This is a genomic window from Janthinobacterium sp. LS2A (assembly GCF_036543145.1).
In the GTDB taxonomy this organism is placed as follows: Bacteria; Pseudomonadota; Gammaproteobacteria; order Burkholderiales; family Burkholderiaceae_D; genus Janthinobacterium; species Janthinobacterium aestuarii.
In genome coordinates this window covers 170,508-189,637 of sequence record NZ_JAZHPB010000002.1, presented here as the reverse complement: position 1 = coordinate 189,637, position 19,130 = coordinate 170,508, and the positions used below count along the sequence as shown (strand labels likewise).

15 protein-coding genes are annotated in these 19,130 nt (G+C 65.1%); 6 read left to right on the top strand and 9 right to left on the bottom strand.

Annotation, left to right across the window (positions count from 1 at the left end; genetic code table 11):
- The first annotated feature begins 59 nt into the window (after positions 1 to 59).
- Entirely contained in the window at positions 60 to 989 is a 930-nt protein-coding gene (locus V3C40_RS06665; RefSeq protein ID WP_331776951.1) for a LysR family transcriptional regulator, read from the top strand.
- Here V3C40_RS06665 and V3C40_RS06660 read toward each other — a convergent pair.
- Together V3C40_RS06660 and V3C40_RS06655 are read right to left on the bottom strand one after the other, a co-directional pair.
- Positions 974 to 1,795, bottom strand: coding sequence for a sugar phosphate isomerase/epimerase family protein (locus V3C40_RS06660; protein ID WP_331776950.1), 822 nt, complete (start codon positions 1,793 to 1,795; stop codon positions 974 to 976). The genes V3C40_RS06665 and V3C40_RS06660 overlap by 16 nt on opposite strands.
- The gene (locus tag V3C40_RS06655; RefSeq protein WP_331776949.1) at positions 1,795 to 2,634 is read right to left on the bottom strand and encodes a phytanoyl-CoA dioxygenase family protein; all 840 of its coding nucleotides are present in this window, start codon (positions 2,632 to 2,634) and stop codon (positions 1,795 to 1,797) included. Before V3C40_RS06655 ends, V3C40_RS06660 begins: the two co-directional genes overlap by 1 nt.
- Positions 2,635 to 2,743: 109 nt before the next feature.
- On the opposite strand from V3C40_RS06655, the gene V3C40_RS06650 reads away from it, so the two are divergent.
- Entirely contained in the window at positions 2,744 to 3,703 is a 960-nt protein-coding gene (locus tag V3C40_RS06650; RefSeq protein ID WP_331776948.1) for a LysR family transcriptional regulator, read from the top strand.
- A 3-nt stretch (positions 3,704 to 3,706) separates the two neighbouring features.
- Here V3C40_RS06650 and V3C40_RS06645 read toward each other — a convergent pair whose 3' ends face one another.
- Positions 3,707 to 4,777 carry a hypothetical protein gene (locus V3C40_RS06645; RefSeq protein ID WP_331776947.1) on the bottom strand — a complete coding sequence of 357 codons (1,071 nt, stop codon included), beginning with the start codon at positions 4,775 to 4,777 and terminating at the stop codon, positions 3,707 to 3,709.
- A 292-nt stretch (positions 4,778 to 5,069) separates the two neighbouring features.
- Here V3C40_RS06645 and V3C40_RS06640 point away from each other — a divergent pair, with 292 nt between their 5' ends.
- A complete protein-coding gene (locus tag V3C40_RS06640) occupies positions 5,070 to 5,489 on the top strand; it encodes a hypothetical protein (RefSeq protein WP_081368300.1) in 420 nt (139 codons plus the stop codon).
- 155 nt (positions 5,490 to 5,644) lie between these two features.
- Here V3C40_RS06640 and V3C40_RS06635 read toward each other — a convergent pair whose 3' ends face one another.
- Positions 5,645 to 7,147, bottom strand: a complete 1,503-nt coding sequence (locus tag V3C40_RS06635) for a hypothetical protein (RefSeq protein ID WP_034747262.1) — start codon at positions 7,145 to 7,147, stop codon at positions 5,645 to 5,647.
- The gene (locus V3C40_RS06630) at positions 7,144 to 8,028 is read right to left on the bottom strand and encodes a hypothetical protein (RefSeq protein ID WP_070301377.1); all 885 of its coding nucleotides are present in this window, start codon (positions 8,026 to 8,028) and stop codon (positions 7,144 to 7,146) included. The genes V3C40_RS06635 and V3C40_RS06630 overlap by 4 nt, the downstream gene beginning before the upstream one ends.
- A gap of 168 nt (positions 8,029 to 8,196) precedes the next feature.
- Here V3C40_RS06630 and V3C40_RS06625 point away from each other — a divergent pair, with 168 nt between their 5' ends.
- Entirely contained in the window at positions 8,197 to 9,111 is a 915-nt protein-coding gene (locus tag V3C40_RS06625) for a hypothetical protein (protein ID WP_331776946.1), read from the top strand.
- A gap of 65 nt (positions 9,112 to 9,176) precedes the next feature.
- Here the strand turns inward: V3C40_RS06625 and acpA are convergent, their stop codons facing one another.
- Positions 9,177 to 11,297 carry an acid phosphatase gene (gene acpA / locus V3C40_RS06620; protein WP_331776945.1) on the bottom strand — a complete coding sequence of 707 codons (2,121 nt, stop codon included), beginning with the start codon at positions 11,295 to 11,297 and terminating at the stop codon, positions 9,177 to 9,179.
- A 163-nt stretch (positions 11,298 to 11,460) separates the two neighbouring features.
- On the opposite strand from acpA, the gene V3C40_RS06615 reads away from it, so the two are divergent.
- Both V3C40_RS06615 and V3C40_RS06610 read left to right on the top strand, forming a co-directional pair.
- Positions 11,461 to 12,741 carry a cytochrome-c peroxidase gene (locus V3C40_RS06615; RefSeq protein WP_331776944.1) on the top strand — a complete coding sequence of 427 codons (1,281 nt, stop codon included), beginning with the start codon at positions 11,461 to 11,463 and terminating at the stop codon, positions 12,739 to 12,741.
- A gap of 137 nt (positions 12,742 to 12,878) precedes the next feature.
- Positions 12,879 to 13,211 (top strand): hypothetical protein, encoded by a 333-nt coding sequence (locus tag V3C40_RS06610; RefSeq protein WP_034747273.1) that lies wholly within the window; start codon positions 12,879 to 12,881, stop codon positions 13,209 to 13,211.
- Positions 13,212 to 13,241: 30 nt separating this feature from the next.
- Here the strand turns inward: V3C40_RS06610 and V3C40_RS06605 are convergent, their stop codons facing one another.
- From V3C40_RS06605 to V3C40_RS06595, 3 genes are all read right to left on the bottom strand, one after another.
- Positions 13,242 to 15,293 (bottom strand): sensor domain-containing diguanylate cyclase, encoded by a 2,052-nt coding sequence (locus tag V3C40_RS06605; protein WP_331776943.1) that lies wholly within the window; start codon positions 15,291 to 15,293, stop codon positions 13,242 to 13,244.
- A 183-nt stretch (positions 15,294 to 15,476) separates the two neighbouring features.
- On the bottom strand, positions 15,477 to 17,285 hold the full coding sequence (locus tag V3C40_RS06600) for an ABC transporter ATP-binding protein (protein WP_331776942.1): 1,809 nt from the start codon (positions 17,283 to 17,285) through the stop codon (positions 15,477 to 15,479).
- Positions 17,275 to 19,026: an ABC transporter ATP-binding protein gene (locus V3C40_RS06595; protein WP_331776941.1), complete on the bottom strand. Its 1,752-nt coding sequence runs from the start codon at positions 19,024 to 19,026 to the stop codon at positions 17,275 to 17,277. The genes V3C40_RS06600 and V3C40_RS06595 overlap by 11 nt, the downstream gene beginning before the upstream one ends.
- Between the last annotated feature and the right edge of the window lie 104 nt (positions 19,027 to 19,130).

The following is a 19,130-nucleotide window of genomic DNA, read 5'->3' as shown; positions in this document are numbered from 1 at the left end:
GATAATCGGGTCAATCCGGCACAGGCTGTACTCATTTACGCACAATGAAAGCGCTACTCATGCATGCAGACAACCCTTCCATGGCCGATCTGGCCGCCTTTGCCCTGGTGGCCCGGCACCACGGTTTTCGCCAGGCCGCGCGGGCCAGCGGGCAGTCCGCGTCCGCCATGAGCGAAGCGCTGCGGCGGCTGGAACAGCAGCTGGGCATCCGCCTGCTGGAACGCACGACGCGCAGCGTGACGCCGACGGCGGCCGGTGCGCTGCTGCTGACGCGTTTGCGCCCGGCGCTCGATGAAGTGAGCAGCGCGCTCGATGTGCTGAACGACTTGCGCGACAGCCCGCGCGGCACCTTGCGCCTGAACGTGCCGGTCAACGCGGCGCGCTTCTTTTTGCAGCCCATGGTCGACCAGTTCCTGCGCGCCTATCCGCAGATCAGGGTCGAGCTGGTGGTCGATAATAATTTTGTCGATGTCGTCGCCAGCGGCTGCGACGCGGGCATCCGCTATGGCGAGCGGCTGGAGCAGGACATGATCGCCATCCCCATCGGCCCGCGCACGCAGCGCTTCGCGGTGGCGGGCTCACCGTCCTACCTGGCGCAGCGCGGCGTGCCCGTGCATCCGCGCGACCTGCTGCGGCATGCCTGCCTGCTGGGGAAATTCCTCAGTGGTGCGGTTCCACCGTGGGAGTTCGAGCGGGATGGACAAAAGGTCAGTGTGGAGCCGGACGGCCCCGTGATCGTCACGCCGACGGCGGCTGATTTTGCGGTCAGCATGGCCATCGCCGGCCATGGCCTCGTCTATCTGTTTGAAGAGTGGTTGCAGCCGTATATCGATGCGGGCCAGCTGCAGCCCGTGCTGGAAGACTGGGCGATGCCCTTTCCCGGCCCGTTTTTATACTATGCGGGCCGGCGCCATTTGCCAGCGCCGCTGCGCACCTTCATCGATTTCGTGCAGGCCAATTTTGCGCAGTTTCCTCAGTCCGCCGGATAACGCTGGCGTAGTAACTGCAGCATCGCGACGTTCTGTTCCCACGCGTCGCTCACGGGCCGCTGCGTCCACGGCAAGGTTTGCGTGTACGGCGCGGGGCCGAATTCCGGCGTGAACGTTATGCGTTCGGCGCCGGCCGCGCGGCGCAGGGCGACGATGGCGTCCCACCAGGCCAGGTGGGCGTCGAGCGCCTGTTTCGCTTCCGGCGCGCGGAAGTCGGCTACTTGCGGCCCCTGCGCATGGCCCACGCGCGCATGCACGTGGCGCACCAGCGGCAGCACTTGCGCCAGCGTGTGCGGCTGGTCTTCCAGCAGCGATTCGCAGGCGCAGCACCAGTGCGACAGGTCGGCCGTCAAGGGCAGCTCCGGATACTGCCGCAGATACGGCAGCAGCAGCATCGGGTGGCCGCTGAAACGGCTGCGGTGGATTTCATGCACGATGGGCACGCCGTGCTTTGCCGAGATGGCGGCGGCCAGGTCGAGCAGTTCTGCGTTTTGCGCCTGCGTATAAAAATCCTTGCCCGTGTGGGTGTTGACCAGCACGGGGCGCGCCAGGCAGGCGTTTTCCAGCAGTTCGGCGAGAGCCGCGCGGTGCAGTTCGAAGTCAGCGTGGAACACGGTTTCCCACTGCGCGGCGATCAGCTGCAGTCCCGCCTTGGCGATGCGGTCCGTCCATTCCTCGCGCAGGGCGGCGTCGGGCGGCAGCGACATCTCAATGCCGTCGAAACCGGCATCGAGCACCTTGTCGATGAAGACGTCGGGCGGCAGGTCGTTATTGCCCCAGTGGGCGGCGAAGACGTCGATGCGCATCAGACGAAGCCCCGCACAGGGAAGGCGTCGTCGCGCTGGATCCAGTTGTGGGCCGCGTATTGCGTCTGGCCATCGGTGGCGTGCAAGGTGTAGGCGTGGCGCGAGACGGGCGAGCGGTTCGGCGCGCTGTAGTGGGGCAGCAAGCCGTGGAAGCAGACGAGGGCGCCCGCCTTCACTTCCAGCGGCACGGCCGTGCTGTCGTCGGGCCATGGCGTGGCGTCGAGTTTTTCCACTCTTACCTGGTCGCCGTTGCGGATGAAGCGTTCGCGCAGGGGGCCGCGGTGGCCGCCCGGTTCCGCCCACAGGCAGCCGTTGTCCAGGGTCGCGTCTTCCAGCGCGAACCAGAACGTGGTCACGCTGATGGGCGTGGTTTCGAAATACGTGGCGTCCTGGTGCCAGCGCACTTCGCCGCCGATGCCGGGCTGCTTGAAGATGTACATCGATTGCCACACCTGCGCATCCGCCAGGCCCAGGTCGCGTGCCACTTCAGCCAGTTTCGGATCGGCCGAAAAAGCGCGGAAGACGGGGTCCAGGTCGTGCATGGCGTGGCCGATCTTGTTGATCGACAGCGATTTGGCCTGCTTCAACTGGCCGTCCGGACCGAACGCTTCTTCCTCGAAGAAGCAGCGGATGGTGTTGTCGGACGCGAGGAAATAATCGTTGGTGTTCTTCGCCTGGTCGCGCGTGGTGAAGATGGATTGACTCAGGCTGGGATCGAATTCGTTGACAATCTGCTCGGCACGCGCGCGCAGGGCGGCGATGTCGTCCGCACCCTTGAAACCGGGCAGGATGATGTAGCCGTCGCGTTGATACTGTTCTTGTTGTTCGATCGTTAGCATGGCGGCGGCTCCTGAAGTCAGTGGAAAGCGCCATTGTAGGATGTGCGAGGGCGGCAAACAATCGCCCAGCGGTTGACAGATTGTCGTCAAAACGAAGACAATCTTTGACATGGATCAATTAAAAGCGATGGAAATCTTTGTCGAAGTGGCGCGCCAGCGCAGCTTCACGGTGGCCGGGCAGCGCCTGGGCCTGACGCGGGCCATGGTCAGCAAGACCATCATGCAGCTGGAAGAACGCCTGCATGCGCGCCTGCTGCACCGCTCCACGCGCGAAGTGAGCTTGACGGACGCGGGCCGCGCCTATCTGGCGCCGTGCATGGCCACCGTCAGCCAGGCGCAGGAAGCGGCGCGCATGGTGGCGCACGTGGCGCAGGCGGGAGCGGGGGCGGAGCTGGCCGGGCCGCTGCGCATCCAGGCGCCGTCGAGTTTCGGCAGCGCGTGGCTGGCCGACGCCGTCGCCCGTTTCAGCCTGCTGCACCCGCAGGTGCAAGCTGAATTGTTTGTCGACGATGCGCTGCTCGACCCGATACGCCACGGATTTGACTTGACGATACGCGTAGGCGGTATCCCGGACAGCAGCGCGCTGGCCATGCGCCCGCTGGCGCCGTGCCGCGCCGTGCTGTGCGCCAGCCCCGCTTACCTGGCGCAATGGGGCGTGCCGCAGACGCCGCAAGAGCTATTGCAGCACCAGTGCCTGCATTTCAGCCACCTGACCGATGGCACGAACTGGCATTTCCAGCGTGGAGAAGGCAAGTCGCGCGAAGACGTGAGCGTGCGCGTACAGGCGGGTTTTACAGCAAATAACGGGCTGGTGCTGCACCAGGCGGCGCAGCGGGGTCTCGGCATCGTCTACAGCACCACCTTCCTCGCCTGGCGCAATCTGCTCGATGGCAGTCTGGTGCCAGTGCTGACGGACTGGGAGCTGCCGCTCAATCACCTGAGCGCCCTGTATCCGGCCAGCCGCCAGCCGTCGCCCAAGGTGCGCGCGCTGATCGATTTCCTCGTGGCCGAATACCAGCCCGTGCCGCCGTGGGACCGCGAGCTGGAAGCGGCGGGTTTTTTCAGCTGAGGGTCAATTGATAGCGACCGGTTCCACCGTCCACGCGCCATCGGCGTACACGCGCTCGTCGTCGAGATAGACGGCCTCGGTGACGGCGAAGATGTCGACGTGGTAGCGCGCATCCTTGCGCTTGAATTGTGGCTTCGTGTAGACGCCGTGCTTGGCGCCCAGCGACAGATGGATGCCGCACATGCGCTCATACGTGCCGATGTCGTTGACCAGCTGTTCGCGCGAAAAGGCGCGGTTCATGCCGAAACCCAGTTCGCGCACCCACACTTCGCCTTCGTGCGCGCGGATGATCTCCAGCATGGCGGTAAATTCCGGCGTGGCGTTTTCCGTGCCCGTGACTCGGCCCTTGTCGATGATCAGGGTGATCGGCGTGTCGGGACGGTTGACCATGAAGTGCGTGTCGCCGAAAACGAAGATGCGCACGCGCCCGTTCACGGCTTCCAGGTCCTGCGCTTCCGTGAATACTTCGCCCAGCGGAAACTGGCCGCCGATATTGTTCATGCCGCTGTAGTCGCCGATATTGAGCTTCGCGCCCTCGAATGGTGAGGCGAAGACCAGCTGCTCGCCGCCGCTGTCGACCATGCTGTGGCGGGCCCCGTCGATGCGCGCTTTCAAGGCGTGGCCTACACCCCGGTAGTAGGCGGGGTCGTAGGCCAGCGAGGCGATGTAGTGCAGCCCCTGCACGCCGGGCATGCGCGACAGATGCACGTGCTCGATGACCTTCAGGCCACGCTTGAACAGCTCGATGCGGATGCGGAACGCTTCCAGGCGGAAGCTGGTCGACTGGATCAGCACGACGAGGCTGCCGGCCGGCAGTTCGGCAAACGCGGCCAGCACGGCCTCGGGCGTGACCTCGTCGAAATCGATGAAGGTGGCGTCCGGCAAGGCCTGGCGATACGCTTCCGTCAGCACGACGTTGAGCCAGCTGCGCTTGTCGCAGACGATCAGGGACGGTTCGTCCGGGCGGTGGCAGATGGCCATGGCCAGCAGGTCGGCCACGTTTTGCGCGGCCACTTCGGTGGCGGCGGCGCTGATGGCGTCGAGCCGGCTGGTGTCATTCTCGGGAAGCGTCATGGTGCGAAGGTGGGGACGTGAAGTAAACACGGCATTATAAGGCGATTGCCGCGGGCGCCGCCATTCACCATCAGGCGTAGGGCCGCTTGCCTGTGGCGCTGGTGATCTTGTGTAGTGCCACACGGCAATGTATTATTGATAAACCGCTTGACGGCGAGCTTGGACAGAGCGGGGAGCAGCGGTAGAGCCCGTTTGCGCCAGGCGCGGTTCCACAGAATCATATCAATACAACAGGCTGACAAGCCAGAACTAAGAGTGTGATGCGATGAGCATAATCGGACAAGATATTCCCATGGAGCGGCCGGATACGGATGGGCGCGCCGCCGTCTTCGTTCCCGTCACGGGCGTCAAGGAAGATGTCCTGTTGACCATACGCAAGGGTGCGGCCATCGTCGGCTTTGCCAACCACGACCGCACCATCACCGTGTATTTTGAAAGCAACCGCTTTGACGACCCCGTGCTGGCCAAGTGGGAGCACAAGGCGCGCAAGGCCTACGACCGCCTGGTTGATAATGCGCCCACCGTGTCGAAGCTGACCACCAGCCCCGCCAATTTCGAGCAGATCGGCTATATCAATGGCAAGGGCATCACGATTCGCCGCATGGAAAGCCTGCAACGCTGGCTTGCGTATTCGGATGCGATGGATACTTGCCCGGCGACGGATATTATTCCTCGTACGCTCATTGCCAAGGCTGAAAGCGTCAAGGTTTAAGGGCGGCTGATACAAGGCCGGGGAGATGTTGCCTGCCCCAGGATACTTCCTCTGTTGCCTTTCGCGTGCGCGCGGTGCCAACAATGTTGTCGGATTACGCGGGGCTTTGCCCCGCTAATCCGACCTACTCGACCTACGCCTGACCTCGCTTCTTACTACACCACGACGATATTCGCCTGCGCCTTGAGCGGGCAGGGCAGGGTGTCGTCGAAGGTGATTTCGATGGCGCTGGCGACGAACATGCCGCCGATGTGCTGGGCGGCGATTTCGGGCGGCGTGCCGGGCTTGGTCAGGTTGACGTCCTGGGCGAAGACGAAGACTCTCCACGTGCCATAGACCTTTTGATCATATTGCAGCAGGGTGCGGTAAGCGCGCTTCAAGTCCAGGCTGCCTGCGTAGACGCCGTCGTTGGCGCCCGGGTCGAAGCCCAGGCCGTCGTCGGTCAGCGATTCGACGAAATACAGGCCTTGCGGCGCCTGGAACAGCACGAAGGCGTACAGTTCCGTGCCGCGGAAGACATTGCCATTGTCGCGCTTGAAGCTGGCGCGTATCCACAACGGTTCGTAGGCCTGCACGACGGCGGGCGTATCCGTCTCCACAGGCCCCGCCACGTGGATGTTGACTTGCGTTTCGGTGACGGCATGCTGATAGGTGGCGCCCGTCGTGAAACGCTGATATTCCCAGCTGATGTCGGCCGTGTAAGGCAAGCCCGCGTTCGGCGCTTCCGGCAACACCCATTTCGCCACCACGCGCTCGGCCAGGGTCAGTTCGCCGGCGGCCGGTGGTGTTGCTTCCTGGCCACGCCAGAACGGATCCGCGATATCGGAGCAGGCGACGGCGATGGCGCCCGAGGCGATGGCCGAGGCCACGCCCGCCACCGTGAATTCGGGCTGGCCCGAGCCGGCCCCCTCGAGTGAGCAGCAATCGACGCTGGGATCGGTTTCCTCGAAGGTGCCGCCCACGCTGAAGCTGGCCTTGCCCGAACCGAGCGCGGCGGCAATGATGGCCACCAATGCGGCGATGATGGCAATGATGATGGCGAGCACTTTCCACCACGGGTCGGAAAATGGCAAGTCCCCGTGCGTGCCCGCGTAGGCGGGGTTCGGCGTCCAGACGAGGGTCATGCCGGTCGGCACGATGGGACCCAGGCCGGGCGGGCAGCGGCACTCCTTCCCATCCGTGCCCGTGCTGCCCCAGCGCTTGCCCGGCAGGTGGCCTTGCGGTTTGGACAGTTCCAGCGTGCCTTCCTCGACCGTGCACGTGTAGGTGTTGGTGGCGCTGTCGAAGCGCGTCTGTGACACGAAGATTTGCTGGATCGAGCGGTGCGGCGTGTGGCCGTCCGCCTTGGCGACAAAGCTGACCAGGCGCTTGCCGGGCGCCGCATGCTGGAAGTCGGCATCCCACATGACCAGCATGGCCGCGCCGGCGGGAATGCTGGCAAAGAAAAAGGTGTGCGCCACGGGCACGATGCCGGGGTCGCCCACGCTTTCCAGGTACACGGTGACATTCGTCAGGGCGCTGCCGGACATATTGGTGACGTGGGCGGCGATGCGCAAGCCATAGATGGCATTGTCGAAGATGCCATCGGGCAGCATGATATTGGTGACGGGCTCGATCGCGAACGGCCGCGTCAGCACCTGCAGGGGGGTATCGCTCATGATGCTTGCTCCTCGGGGCTGTGCTGTTCTTGCGCGGGCTCTTGAGCTTGCTCGTTCTCGAGATCGGTGACGACATACGTAACGCCACCCATGACCTTGCCGTCGCGCGTTTCCAGCACGCGCAGCAGCGCATACTGGCGTGGCGGCAAGGCTTCGGCGCGCACGCTCAGGTACACGGCCTGCGCCTGGCCGCGCGGCACTTCCAGCACCAGCTTTTGCTCACCGGGCGCATCGCCATTGCAATGGGGCGTGCGCACCAGGCCCGCTACCAGGCGTGCGTCCCTGGCCGGCTGCCACCGCTCCAGCCCCAGGGTGGCCAGCAGGCGCTCGGGCAGCTCGCCGCCATATTCAATCTGCAGCTCCACTTTTTTCGTCGCACGGGGCAGGGCCGCGACCGCGATGCTCAGCAATTGCGCGCGTCTTGCCGCCAGCACCACGGTGACATTGCGCTGGGCGATCTGCTCGTGCTGCTTGGGCTGAAAGGGAAAGCCGTTGGGCAGGGGATCGGGCAGCGGGTTGACGTCGCCCGGGCCATGGGCCACGGCCAGCAGGCATTCGTGGCCGCCATTGACGATGACGGGGATCCACGGCACCAGACACAGCACTTCCTGCGTGGCGCCGGGCGGCAAGTCCGCAAACGCGGAACCGACCTGCGTGGCGGCGCCGACGGCGATCTGGCCGGAAGGATCGGCCCAGTAAAAATCCACGCGCACGCCGTTCGAGGCGCTGTTGCCCGTGTTGTGCACGCGGCCCCACAGGTAATTGCTGGTGCCGGCGATGGGCGCACCTGGCGGGCCATTCGGATCAGTGCCCGGCACGACCCAGATATCGGCGCTGTCCCACCAGGGCTGGCCGTCTTCGATGATCAGGTGGGCTGGCATGGCGTTCTCCTTGTCCTTGGCCGGTGCTTCCAGCTTAGGCTGCGGTGGCCGATGCTTTTTGATCGGTATCAAGGCCGTGGAACACGGTGCGGGTGCGCCGTTGTGATGCTTGCGTAAGGTAATATTGCGGCAGAACGCAGTGGAATGACTCCAGGAAAAGGTTGGAATGTGCTTGAAACAGTGAATGACGTTTGCATCAACGCCGCTTGCGGCCAACCCTTGCCGCTGCGCGTGGCGCATTGCCCGTTTTGCGGCGCGCGCCAGGTGGCGCAAGCGCCTGTTCTGGAGAAGGCAGTGGCGCCGCCCCCGGTGCCCGTAGCTCCGCCCATTCCCATGCCGCAGCCTGCACCGCAGCCCGCTGCCGCGCCTGCTCCCAAGCCTGTCCCTCCAGTACCCTTGCCGCCAGCGCCTGCCGCGCCTGCCGCGCCGGCCAAGGCGCCGCCCGCCAAGCCTGCCGGCAAGGGTTCGGTGCCGCCGCCGCGCCCGCCCGTGCGCTTGCGCACGTGGATTGCGGCGGCGGTGGTGCTGACCGGCATCTGGTTTTATAACAAGCCCGCCGACAAGCCGGCCAGCGTGGCGGAACAGGTCGAGGCCGCCACTGCGCTGGCGGCGCAGTGCGACCTCGATGGGGCGCGCAGCGCGCTGGCCGTGCTGAAAAGCGCCAAGGCGCCCGCCGCACAGATCAAGCGCTTGCAGGCGAGCATCACCAAGTCTGCCGCCGCGTGCGACAAGCAACAGCAGCGGACGCAGGCGTGGACGGTGCTGCAGGGCAGCGTCAAGCAGGCGCTCGATGCGGGCAAGCCGGAGCTGGCTGCCACGCGCCTGGCCATCTACGTGAAACGCTGGGGTGACGATCCCGACACCCTGGAACTCGACGCCAAGGTGAAAGTGGCGCAAGCGAGCGCCCAGCTCGACCTGGCCGACGCCTGCCTGGCCAGGGGCGACCGCGTCTGCCTGGAAAACAGCCTGATCGCCGCCGAGCGCTACAAGCGGCCGGAACTGGCGGCACGCACGCAGGCGCTGCGCACGGCGCTGTCGCAATTGCTCGAACGCTCGCTGCTCGATGCGTCACCTGGCCAGTAGCGCCAACAGGTAAAACGCCCGCCGCGGTCAAACCGGGCGGGCGAATTTTCCAGCCTTACTCAGCCTTACTCTTGCGGCACCAGCGCCAGCGCAGCGCTGAAGTCGCCCATCGGCTTGCCGCCATTGGCCACCAGCGCCTTGTCGCGCGTGCTCAAGCCATCGAGCACGGGCAGGGCGAAGCGGTGCGTGATGGCGCGCAGGATCGAGGCTGAATCGTATTGCGTATGGTCGACCAAGCCCTTTTTCACGTACGGCGAGACGAGGATGGCCGGCACGCGCGTGCCCGGACCCCAGCGGTCGCCCTTCGGCGGCGCGGCGTGGTCATAAAAGCCGCCGTTCTCATCGTAGGTGACGATGACCAGCATGTTCTTCCACTGCGGACTTTTCTTCAGCTGGGCGATGACGCTGGCGATGTGCGCGTCGCCGTCGGCCACGCTGGCGTAGCCCGGGTGCTGGTTCAAATTGCCCTGCGGCTTGTAGAAGGTCACGGGCGGCAACTTGCCGGCGCCCGCGTCGCTGAGGAACTGGCTGTCGAAGTCGCGCAGGTGGGCGGCGCGGTAGGCGGGCGCCTTTACGGGGTCCATGTTGGCAAAGTAATTGAACGGCTGGTGGTGGAACTGGAAGTTTGGGGGATTGGGGAAGCTGCCGGCGCGCGCGCTGGCCGTGGCCAGGACCGTCGTGTCCTTCCAGGCGCCCGCATACCAGGCCCAGTCGATGTTCTTGCCAGAGAGCAGGTCGCCGATATTCGTCTGCGTTTGCGGCGGCAGCGTATTGGCCTTGCCCGTGTCCGCATACAGCTTGCTGCTGTCGCCCGAGGCGGGCGCGTTGCTGCTGGGCTGGAACGGCGGCTGCATGGTATTGACGGCGTAGAACATGCCCGTGCTGTCGGCCGGCGTCAGCGCGCCATCGTTGGCATAGGCGGGCGCACCGTTCAAGACCGTGCCTGGCGCCGTGGCGGATGGCGTCAGGCGCACGAAGTTGCCGTTGGCGTCGACGTCGATCTTGGCGATCAAGCCTTTCGCCACCGACGTGTCGGCGTTCGGATACGTGGGCGCGCAGGCGCAGATCAGGTACTGGTGCGTGAGGAAGGAGCCGCCGAAGGCGCCGATGAACAGGTTGTCGGCCAGCGCATATTGTTTCGCGATGTCCCACAGCTGCATCTTGCTGCCGTCGTAATAGCCCATCGACAGGCCGCCCGCATCGGAATACGCGGCGAACTTGTCGTTGGCGCCGCCGTTGATCTGCATCTGGTTGTTGTAGAAGCGGTGCACCAGGTCGCGCGTGATCACCGATTGCGGCAGGTACAGCGGGCTGCTGGCGTCGTCGATCTGGAACGGCTTGTTGGGCAGGTTGGCCGATTGCGCCTGCGTGATGACGGTGCTCTGGCCGGCCGCCGTCATGCCGCCCCAGGTGGGTGGCAGCACGGGCAGGGTGCTGCCGTCGATGTCTTTCTGCGGCACATAGGCGGCGCTTGACGTGGGGTTGACGCCCGGTACGCCGTTCGCGCCCGGGAACAGGCCGTACAGATTGTCGAAGCCGCGGTTTTCCGCATAGATGACGACGATGGTCTGGATATTGTTCAGCGCCAAGCTGCTATTCAGTGCGGCCAGCATATCGGCGGGCGCCGCCTGCGTGCTGGCGCTGGCGATCAAGGCCGTCACGCTGGCGTTTTCCGCCTTCAGTTTCGCCAGCTCGTCGCCGCTGGCCTTGTTGAAGTCCGACGCCAGGCCCGCTTCGGACACGCCGATGCGCGCGGCCAGCTTGCCGCTGGCGGATGCAAAGTCGCCGCCATTGCCATCCATGACTTGCGCCAGTTCCGTCGACAGGGCGCTGACGAAGGTGCTGTGGCCGGCAGGGGCGCGCAGCAGCAGTTTTTGCGTGACCTTGGTGCCTGCGTCGCCGACGACTTCATGGCGGATCGCGTCCGTGCCGATGGTCACCAGCACGGCGCCCTGGCCGTCCAAGGTGTAGCTGCCGTCGGCGGCCGTGCGCACGGGGCTGGAGGCGCTGTCGCACGTGAGTTTGGCGCTGGCGCTTTCCAGGCATACCTGGGCGTTTTCATAGTAGCTGCCGATCACCTGGCCCGTGGTGCTGGGCGTGATCGCATAGTTGCTGCCGCAGGCGGCCAGGCCCAGCGACAGCAAGATAGGCAGGGGACGTAAGACAGGGTGGGAGTGCGGTTTCATGTGCATGCCTTTTGGGTGGAAAACGTCGCATGCTAGGCAGGCAATATGTCAGCTGCGTGACATGTCAGCCCCTGTTACATGACGTAATGTACGGACTTGATACATTAGGTTTTGCAGGGTTTTGTCACGCAGCTGTCACATGCCGTTGCTACGCTGCCAGCCCATGATGAAAACGAACTCCCCCTTGCTGCTTGCCGCCGTGGCCGCCTGCTTGCTGGCCGCCTGCCATCCTGCAGCGCAAAAAGAAGCCGTCGCCAGGCCCGCCTATCTGTCGGGCGCCTACGCGCCCACCCTGCAACGCCAGCCTTCCGTGGCCCAGATGACGGCCATGGGACGGGCCATGTTTTTCGAGCCCAGCCTGTCTGTCTCAGGAAAAATGTCGTGCGCCAGCTGCCACAGTCCCGAGCACGCGTATGGCCCGCCGAATGGGCTGGCGGTGCAGCTGGGGGGACCAGAGCTAAAAGATGCGGGCACGCGCGCCGCGCCCTCGCTGCGCTACCTGCAGACGGCGCCCGCCTTCACCGAGCACTATCACGACGACGATGGCGATGACAGCGTCGACGCGGGGCCCACGGGCGGGCGCAACTGGGATGGCCGCGCCCAGTCCGGCCACGAGCAGGCGCTGGCGCCCTTGCTCTCCAAACGCGAAATGGGCAACCGCGATGCGGCCGCCGTCGTCGCCAAATTGCAGGCCGGCCCCCTGGCGGCGCAGTTCCGCCAGACGTATGGCGCGGATATCTTCGCGCAGCCGGGCCAGGCGCTGCGCTGGGCGCTGATGTCGCTGGAAGTGTTCCAGGAAAGCCCGTTGGACTTCTATCCATATACGAGCAAGTACGACGCCGTGCTGCGCAAGCAGGCCGTCTTGAGTCCGCAGGAAGCGCGCGGCCTGGCCCTGTTCAACGATGAACGCAAGGGCAATTGCGCGTCCTGCCACATCAGCCAGATTACTTCCGGCGGCGCCTTTCCCCAGTTTACCGATTACGGCTTGATCAATATCGGTGTGCCGCGCAATGGCAAGCTGCCTGTCAACGCGGACCCCGCGTACTTCGACATGGGCTTGTGCGGCCCGGACCGCACCGACTTGATGGCGCATAAGGAGTACTGCGGCAGCTTCAAGACACCGTCCCTGCGCAACGTCGCCCTGCGCAAGGTGTTTTTCCACAACGGCAGCTTTACCAGCCTGGAGCAGGTGCTGCGCTTTTACGTGCAGCGCGATACGGCGCCGCAAAAATGGTATCCGATGGATAAAAACGGCAAGGTGCGCAAATACGACGACCTGCCGCCCGGCCTGGCGGCTAACGTGAACGTGGAAGCGCCGTTCGACCGCCAGCCGGGCCAGGCGCCAGCCCTGAACGACAGGGAGATCGCCGACGTGATCGCCTTCCTGCACACCCTGACGGATGGCTATCGGGAACCTCGCCCGGCACAGGGAAAACATGGCTAAAAGATATCAAGATACCATTGCTTACAACTACGCCACAAAAGCCTGTTTTTATGTGCGTTAGCGCACGCTAGAAAATTTTAGGCAGGTGTATATTGCGAACTGATCTGTGTCTTTTGATAACAACGAAAGGGAATACCATGAAAGCAAGCAAAAATTGGATGACCGTATGCGCCGCCGGGATGATGGTTGTGGCACTGGCTGCCTGCCAGAAGAAGGATGATGTCGCCGCCGCCGGTCCTGCGGAACAGGCTGGCCAGAAGATCGATGCGGCCGCCGCCAAGGCTGAAGCCGACATCAAGGATGCCGCTACCAAGGCCGACGCTGCCGTGAGCCAGGCCGCTGCCGATACGGGCGCCAAGATGGACCAGGTCGCTGCTGACGCGGACAAGAAAATGAGCGAAGCGGCCGATGCCGTGGGCAAGAAGGTGGAAAAAGCCGGTGAAAAGATGCAGGACGCCGCGCACAAGTAAGCACGTCATCAGCGCGCCCCGCAGCTGCCGTCAGGTGATGGCGGCTGCGGCGACGCCTTCGCTGGCCTGGCCGCCTGATACGGTCGTCCCTGTCTTGTCCATCCCGTCCGTTCCCCCCAGCACCACGCTCAAATCGACAAAGCCGTCGCGCCATGCGCGTTCCAGGTCTTGCTCCACCGCTTCCAGTGTCGTTTTTTCCACCTGCCGAAAACCGCGCAAGCCATACGCCCGGTTGCGCCCGTGCGCCTTGGCCAGGTACAGCGCCATGTCGATCAGGTTGACGCTGCGCTCCCACGTGAGCGGCCGTCCCAGCGGCGCCAGCGGATAGGGCGCAAAGCCGACGGACACGTGAACCTGGATGGCCTGCCCCTGGTAGTCGATGCTTTGCGCCGCCATGCCGTTGAGGATGCGCCGTGCGATGTCGTCGAGCCCGTCGCGCGCGACGGCCGGCAGGAAGGCGAGGAATTCCTCGCCGCCCCAGCGCACGATCATGTCCGTTTCGCGCAACACGTCGTGCAAGGTTTCGGCGATCGTCGTCAGCACGAGGTCGCCCGCAGCATGGCCGTAGCCGTCGTTGATGTGCTTGAAATGGTCGACGTCGAGCAGGAACAGCGCGCCCACGACATCGCCGCCGGCATAGGAAGGCTGCGGCTTGCCCGCATGGCTGCGCATGAATTCCTGGAAATGGCGGCGGTTGTACAGGGCCGTCAGCGGGTCGCGCGAGCTCTGGCGCTTGAGTTCCTGGTTTTTCACCTTCAGCTGCACGTTCGCATGGCGCACCTTGCGGTACAGCAAACCGACGATGGCGGACGCCATGGCCAGTACCAGCGCCAGCAGCCACCACACGCGCTGCTGCAGGCGGCGGTTGTCGATTTCCGTGCTCTTCAGCTGATTTTCGCGGCTCAGCAGTTCGATCTGGCGCTGTTTCTTTTCCGCCTCATATTTTTCTTGCAGCTCATACACGGCCTTTTGCCGCTGCTTTTCGAACAGCTGGTTGGAAATGCCGCGCTCGCGGTGGTACGCCGTGACGGCGCCGCGCAGGTCGCCCGCCTTTTCCAGCGCCATGCCGTACTCCAGCAGCACGGCCTGCATTTCCGGTTGGTTGGCCGTGCGTTCGTAGTAGGCCAGGCCAGTGGCCACGCTTTGCTTGCCTTCCTGCAACCGTCCCTGGCCGATCAGCGCCTGGCCGATATTGAGCCTTGCCGTCGCCTCCACCTGTTCATCGTTGACAAGGCGCGCCGCCGTGATGGCTTCATTCGCGTAGCGCAAGGTTTGCCCGTAGTCGCCTTCCTTCAGGTAGCTGTCCGACAGATTGACGAGGGTGACGGCCACCATGCCGCGCGCGCCCAGCTGGCGTTCCAGCGCCAGGGCCGCCAGCAGGGCGCGCTGGCCCCGCTGCGGCTGCTGCGCGTCGAGCGCCAGCCCGTACTCCGTATTCTTCGCCTGCGCCATGCGGCCCGGCGACGCCAGGGTGCTGGACACGGCCAGCAATTCGTCGAGCACCTCGAAACCCTTGTCGTATTCGCGCATCTGCGTGTACAGCAGGGTGAGGGCGTTCAAGGCGGCGGCCAGGCTGGACGGGGATTTGCTCTGGCGCGCCAGGTCGACGGCCGCCTGCAGCTTGGCCAGCGCAAACGGGAAATTGCCTTCCTCGGCCCACGACTGTCCTGCGCTGATGGTGGCCTGCACGCGCACGGGCAGGTCGTCCGTGCGGTTGGCGATCTTTTCCGCCTCAAAGGCCAGCAGGTGCGAGGCGCGGCGCTCGTTCCTGGCAAACGTGATGTAGGCCTTGTTGAGCATGCCTTTCGCCAGCGCCACGTCGCTCTTGTTCAGGCGGGCGTAGGCGATCAGCTCTTCGGCCAGCTGCATGGCGATATCGTTCTGCCCCAGGCGCATGCGGGCGTGGCTCAGTTGGGTCAGGAATTCCGCGCGGATGGGCAAGGGAGCGCTGCGCGCCTGCGTCTCGACTTCTTGCAGGCGCTGCAGGGCGCGCGCGGGCACGAAGCGGCCATCGTCGCGCACGGCGGTCAGATACTCCTCGAGGTTGCTGCCGGCCTGGGCGTGCGCGGCAGGCGGCAGCATGCAGGCCAATACCAGCAGCCAATGCGCCTTTCGCCATGATGCCCGTCTCTGTCTGCCTGCCAACGTCCCGCTCCCGCAATGACCACCTGTCTGTAACAGATTATATTCTGTTGCAATCAAGAAATATCATGCGCACCGCAGAAATTTGCGAAAGTGCACACGGCCGGCATTGACAAGGCGCTACTACTGGGCCAGCTGCTGCAGCAGGTACAGGCGCTGGTACAGGCCGCCTTCGATCTGCATCAGGGCGTCGTGCGGCCCCGCTTCCGTGATGCGGCCGTGATTGAGCACGATGATACGGTCGGCTTCGCGGATGGTTGACAGGCGGTGGGCGATGGCGATGATGGTGACCTTGCCGCGCAATTCGTTGAGGGCCAGCTGCACGATCTGCTCCGTCTGGCTATCGATGCGCGACGTCGCTTCGTCGAGCAGCAAGATGCGCGGCTGGCCGGCCAGCGCGCGGGCAATGGCGATCAGCTGCTTTTGCCCCGACGACAGGCGCGAGCCGCCTTCGCCCAGCGGCGTGTCGTAGCCGTGTTCCAGCGCCGCGATGAAGTCGTGCGCATGCGCGGCGCGCGCGGCCGTCTCGATCTGTGCCTGCGTGTAGCCGCGGCCCATGTCGATGTTTTCGCGCGCCGAGGCGGCCAGCAGGAAGGGGTCTTGCGGCACCAGGCCCACGTCGGCGCGGAAGTGCTCGTTGTCGATGCTGTCGAGGGCCACGCCATTGATGGCGATGCTGCCTTGCGTGACGGGGTAAAAGCGCAGCAGCAGCGACAGCAGGGTCGACTTGCCGCTGCCCGTGTGGCCGACGATGCCGAAGAAAGCGCCTTGCGGTATCGTCAGCGACAGCTCGTGCAGCACGGGCTGGTTTTCCACGTAGGCGAACGTCAGCTTCCTGATGTCGACGGCGGGCAGTTCGCTGCCCGCTGTCGCCTGCCGCAGGGCCGGAGTTTCCCGCCCCTGCGCATGTTCGAGCGCCTGCGCTTCGTCGAGCAGGGCCGAGACGCGCGCCGTGGCCACCACCGACTGCTGCAGCTGGCTGAACTGCATGGTGATCTGGATCAGCGGTTCGATCACGCGCGCGATGTAGCTGATGAACGCATACAGCACGCCCACTTCCACGGCGCCCATCTCGCGCCGGCCGAAGCTGAAGATGACGACGGCCAGCAGCACGATGTTGAGCATGTCGAGCGCGGGGCGCAGCAGCCAGGCGTTGGCGCGCAATTCCTGCATGCGCGCCGTGTAGTGGTCCTGGTTGATGCCCGTGAAACGCGCGCCGAAGCGCTTTTCCGCGTTATTCGCCTGCAGCACGCTCATGCCGCCGATCGATTCGGCGATCTGGCCGTTGATCTCGCTGCGCAGGGCGCGCGCGCGCGTGACGGCAGGCGCGCTCCAGCGCTGGTACAGGAAGACGATGACCAGCACGGCCGGCAGCAGGGCCAGCACGATCAGCATCAAGCGCCAGTCGAGGAAAGCCATGGCGGCCATGGTGCCGACCAAAACGATGGAGCTGTCGAGGATGACGAACAGCACCTGCACGTACAGCGATTTCACGGCTTCCGTGTCGTTGGTGACGCGGCTGACCAGCTGCCCCGTGATGGCGCGGTCGAAAAAACTCATCGGCAGGCGCAGCACGTGCTGGTAGACGGTTTCGCGCAGGCGCTGCACCGAGCGCATGGCCAGGCCGGACAGGCGCACCAGCTGCAGATAGCGCAGGCCGGACGCGACCCAGCCCGTCAGCAGGCAGCCGCCCAGCAGCAATGACATGCGCGTCCAGTCGAGGTGGCGCGGCAGCAGGTGCTGGTCGATCAGGGCCTTGCCCAGGATCGGTCCCGTCACTTCGAGCGCGGCGGCGATGATCAGCCAGAACGTGGCCCAATACAAATGGCGCAGGTCGGGCGCGGCGGCGCGGCGTAGCAGGCCGATCGCTTGCGCGGCCTGGCGGCGCACGGATTGGGTGGCTGTATCTGTTTGGTCTGTCTTAGATGGCATCGAGGCTGGCCTCCAGTTGTTGATAGCGCCACTGGCTGGCATACCAGCCGTCGCGCTGCATCAGCGCGTCGTGGTTGCCCGTTTCCGTAACGTAGCCGTCGCGCAGGACCAGAATCAGGTCCGCGTTGACGACGGCGCTCAGGCGGTGGCTGGCGATGATGGCGCTGCGTTCGGGGCGGCGCGCGCGCAGTTCTTCCAGGTGCTGCAGGATGCGCGTTTCCGTGCCCGTGTCGACGGCGGACAGCGCATCATCCAATAGCAGCAAGCCGTTGTCGGCCAGGAGAGCCCGTGCAATCGCCACGCGCTGGCGCTGGCCGCCGGACAGGGTGATGCCTTTCTCGCCCACGTGAGTCTGATAGCCATCGGGGAACTGCAAAATATCGGCATGGATGTCGGCCAGCTGCGCCGCCCGTTCCACTTCCTCGCGCGTGGCGCCGGGGCGGGCCAGGGCGATATTGTCGGCGATGGTGGCGGAGAATAAAAACGACTCTTGCGGCACCCAGCTGATGGCAGCACGCAGCGCATGCAGGGTGTAGGCGTCGAGCGGCTGGCCGTTCCATGTGGCTTGGCCTGATTGCGGCGTCACCTGGCGCAGCAGCACGCGCAGCAGGGTCGACTTGCCGCTGCCCGTCGGACCGACGAGGCCCAGGGTCTGGCCCGGCAGCAAACGCAGCGAGATGCCGGACAGTGCCGGCGCCGTCTGGCCCGCGTAGGCAAAGCCGACGTCCTGCAATTGCAGGGGGCCGGGCGTCAGGGTGGCGATGGTGCCGTGGTCGTCGATGGCCAGCGGCGCATCGAGCATCGGCTGCAAGCGCTGCCAGGCGGCGCGGCCCCGTTCGATCAGGGACAGCACCCAGCCGGCGGCGAACATGGGCCAGATCAGCTGGCCCAGGTACATGGAAAAGCTCGTCAGCGCGCCGATGGTCAGCTGGTCTTGCCACACGAGGTAGCCGCCCAGGCCCAGGGTCAGCGCCGTGGCGGCCGTCAGGGTCAGGCCGACGGCCGGTTCGTATGCCGCTTCCCAGCGCTGCGCCGTCAGGCTGGCGTTGGCCGCATGGCCGGCCAGGGTGGAGAACTGCTTGCTGCTGCGCTCTTCCAGGCCCAGCGCGCGCAAGGTGCGCACGCCCGACAAGGACTCTTGCACATGGTCGTTCAGCGCGGCAAAGCGCTTTAAGGAATCCGTCGACGCCGTGTGGATATGGCTCGAGATGCGCCAGAAGGCCAGTCCCATCAGCGGGAAAGGCAAGAGGGCGATGCAGGCCAGGCGCCAGTCCACGCCCAGCAGCATGATGCCGAGCACCATCAGCAGGGTCAGGGTGCCGTCGAAGCCGGCCAGCATGGCTTCGCCGGCGGCCATTTCGATGGCGTCGATGTCGTTCGTCGCCAGCGCCATCAGGTCGCCCGTGCGCTGGTTCTGGTAGAACGACGCGCCCTGCTGCGACATGCGCGTGTAGAAGCGCGTGCGCAGCATCACGCCCAGCTGGTAGGCGGCCTTGAACAGGGTGATGCGCCAGCCCACGCGCAGGAAGTAGATGACGACGCCGACGGCGAGCAGGGTCAGCAGCTCAAGCCACAGTTCGGCCGCCGTCATGCGGTGCGCGGCCAGCGCGTCGATGATGGCGCCCACGCGGCGCGGAATCCAGACGGTCAGTGTTGCCACGCCTGTCAGCATGACGGCAGCGGCGGCATACGCCGGCCAATGCTGACGCACGAAGCCGGCGATGAGCCTCGATAAACTCATGGTTACCTTTTGTTTTGTAGTAATGGGGTGTCGCGGGGCGGAAGGGCGGGCACGCGGACGGAAAGTACGCGTAGGATACAACAAGGCGGAAAAGCGCGCTGTGG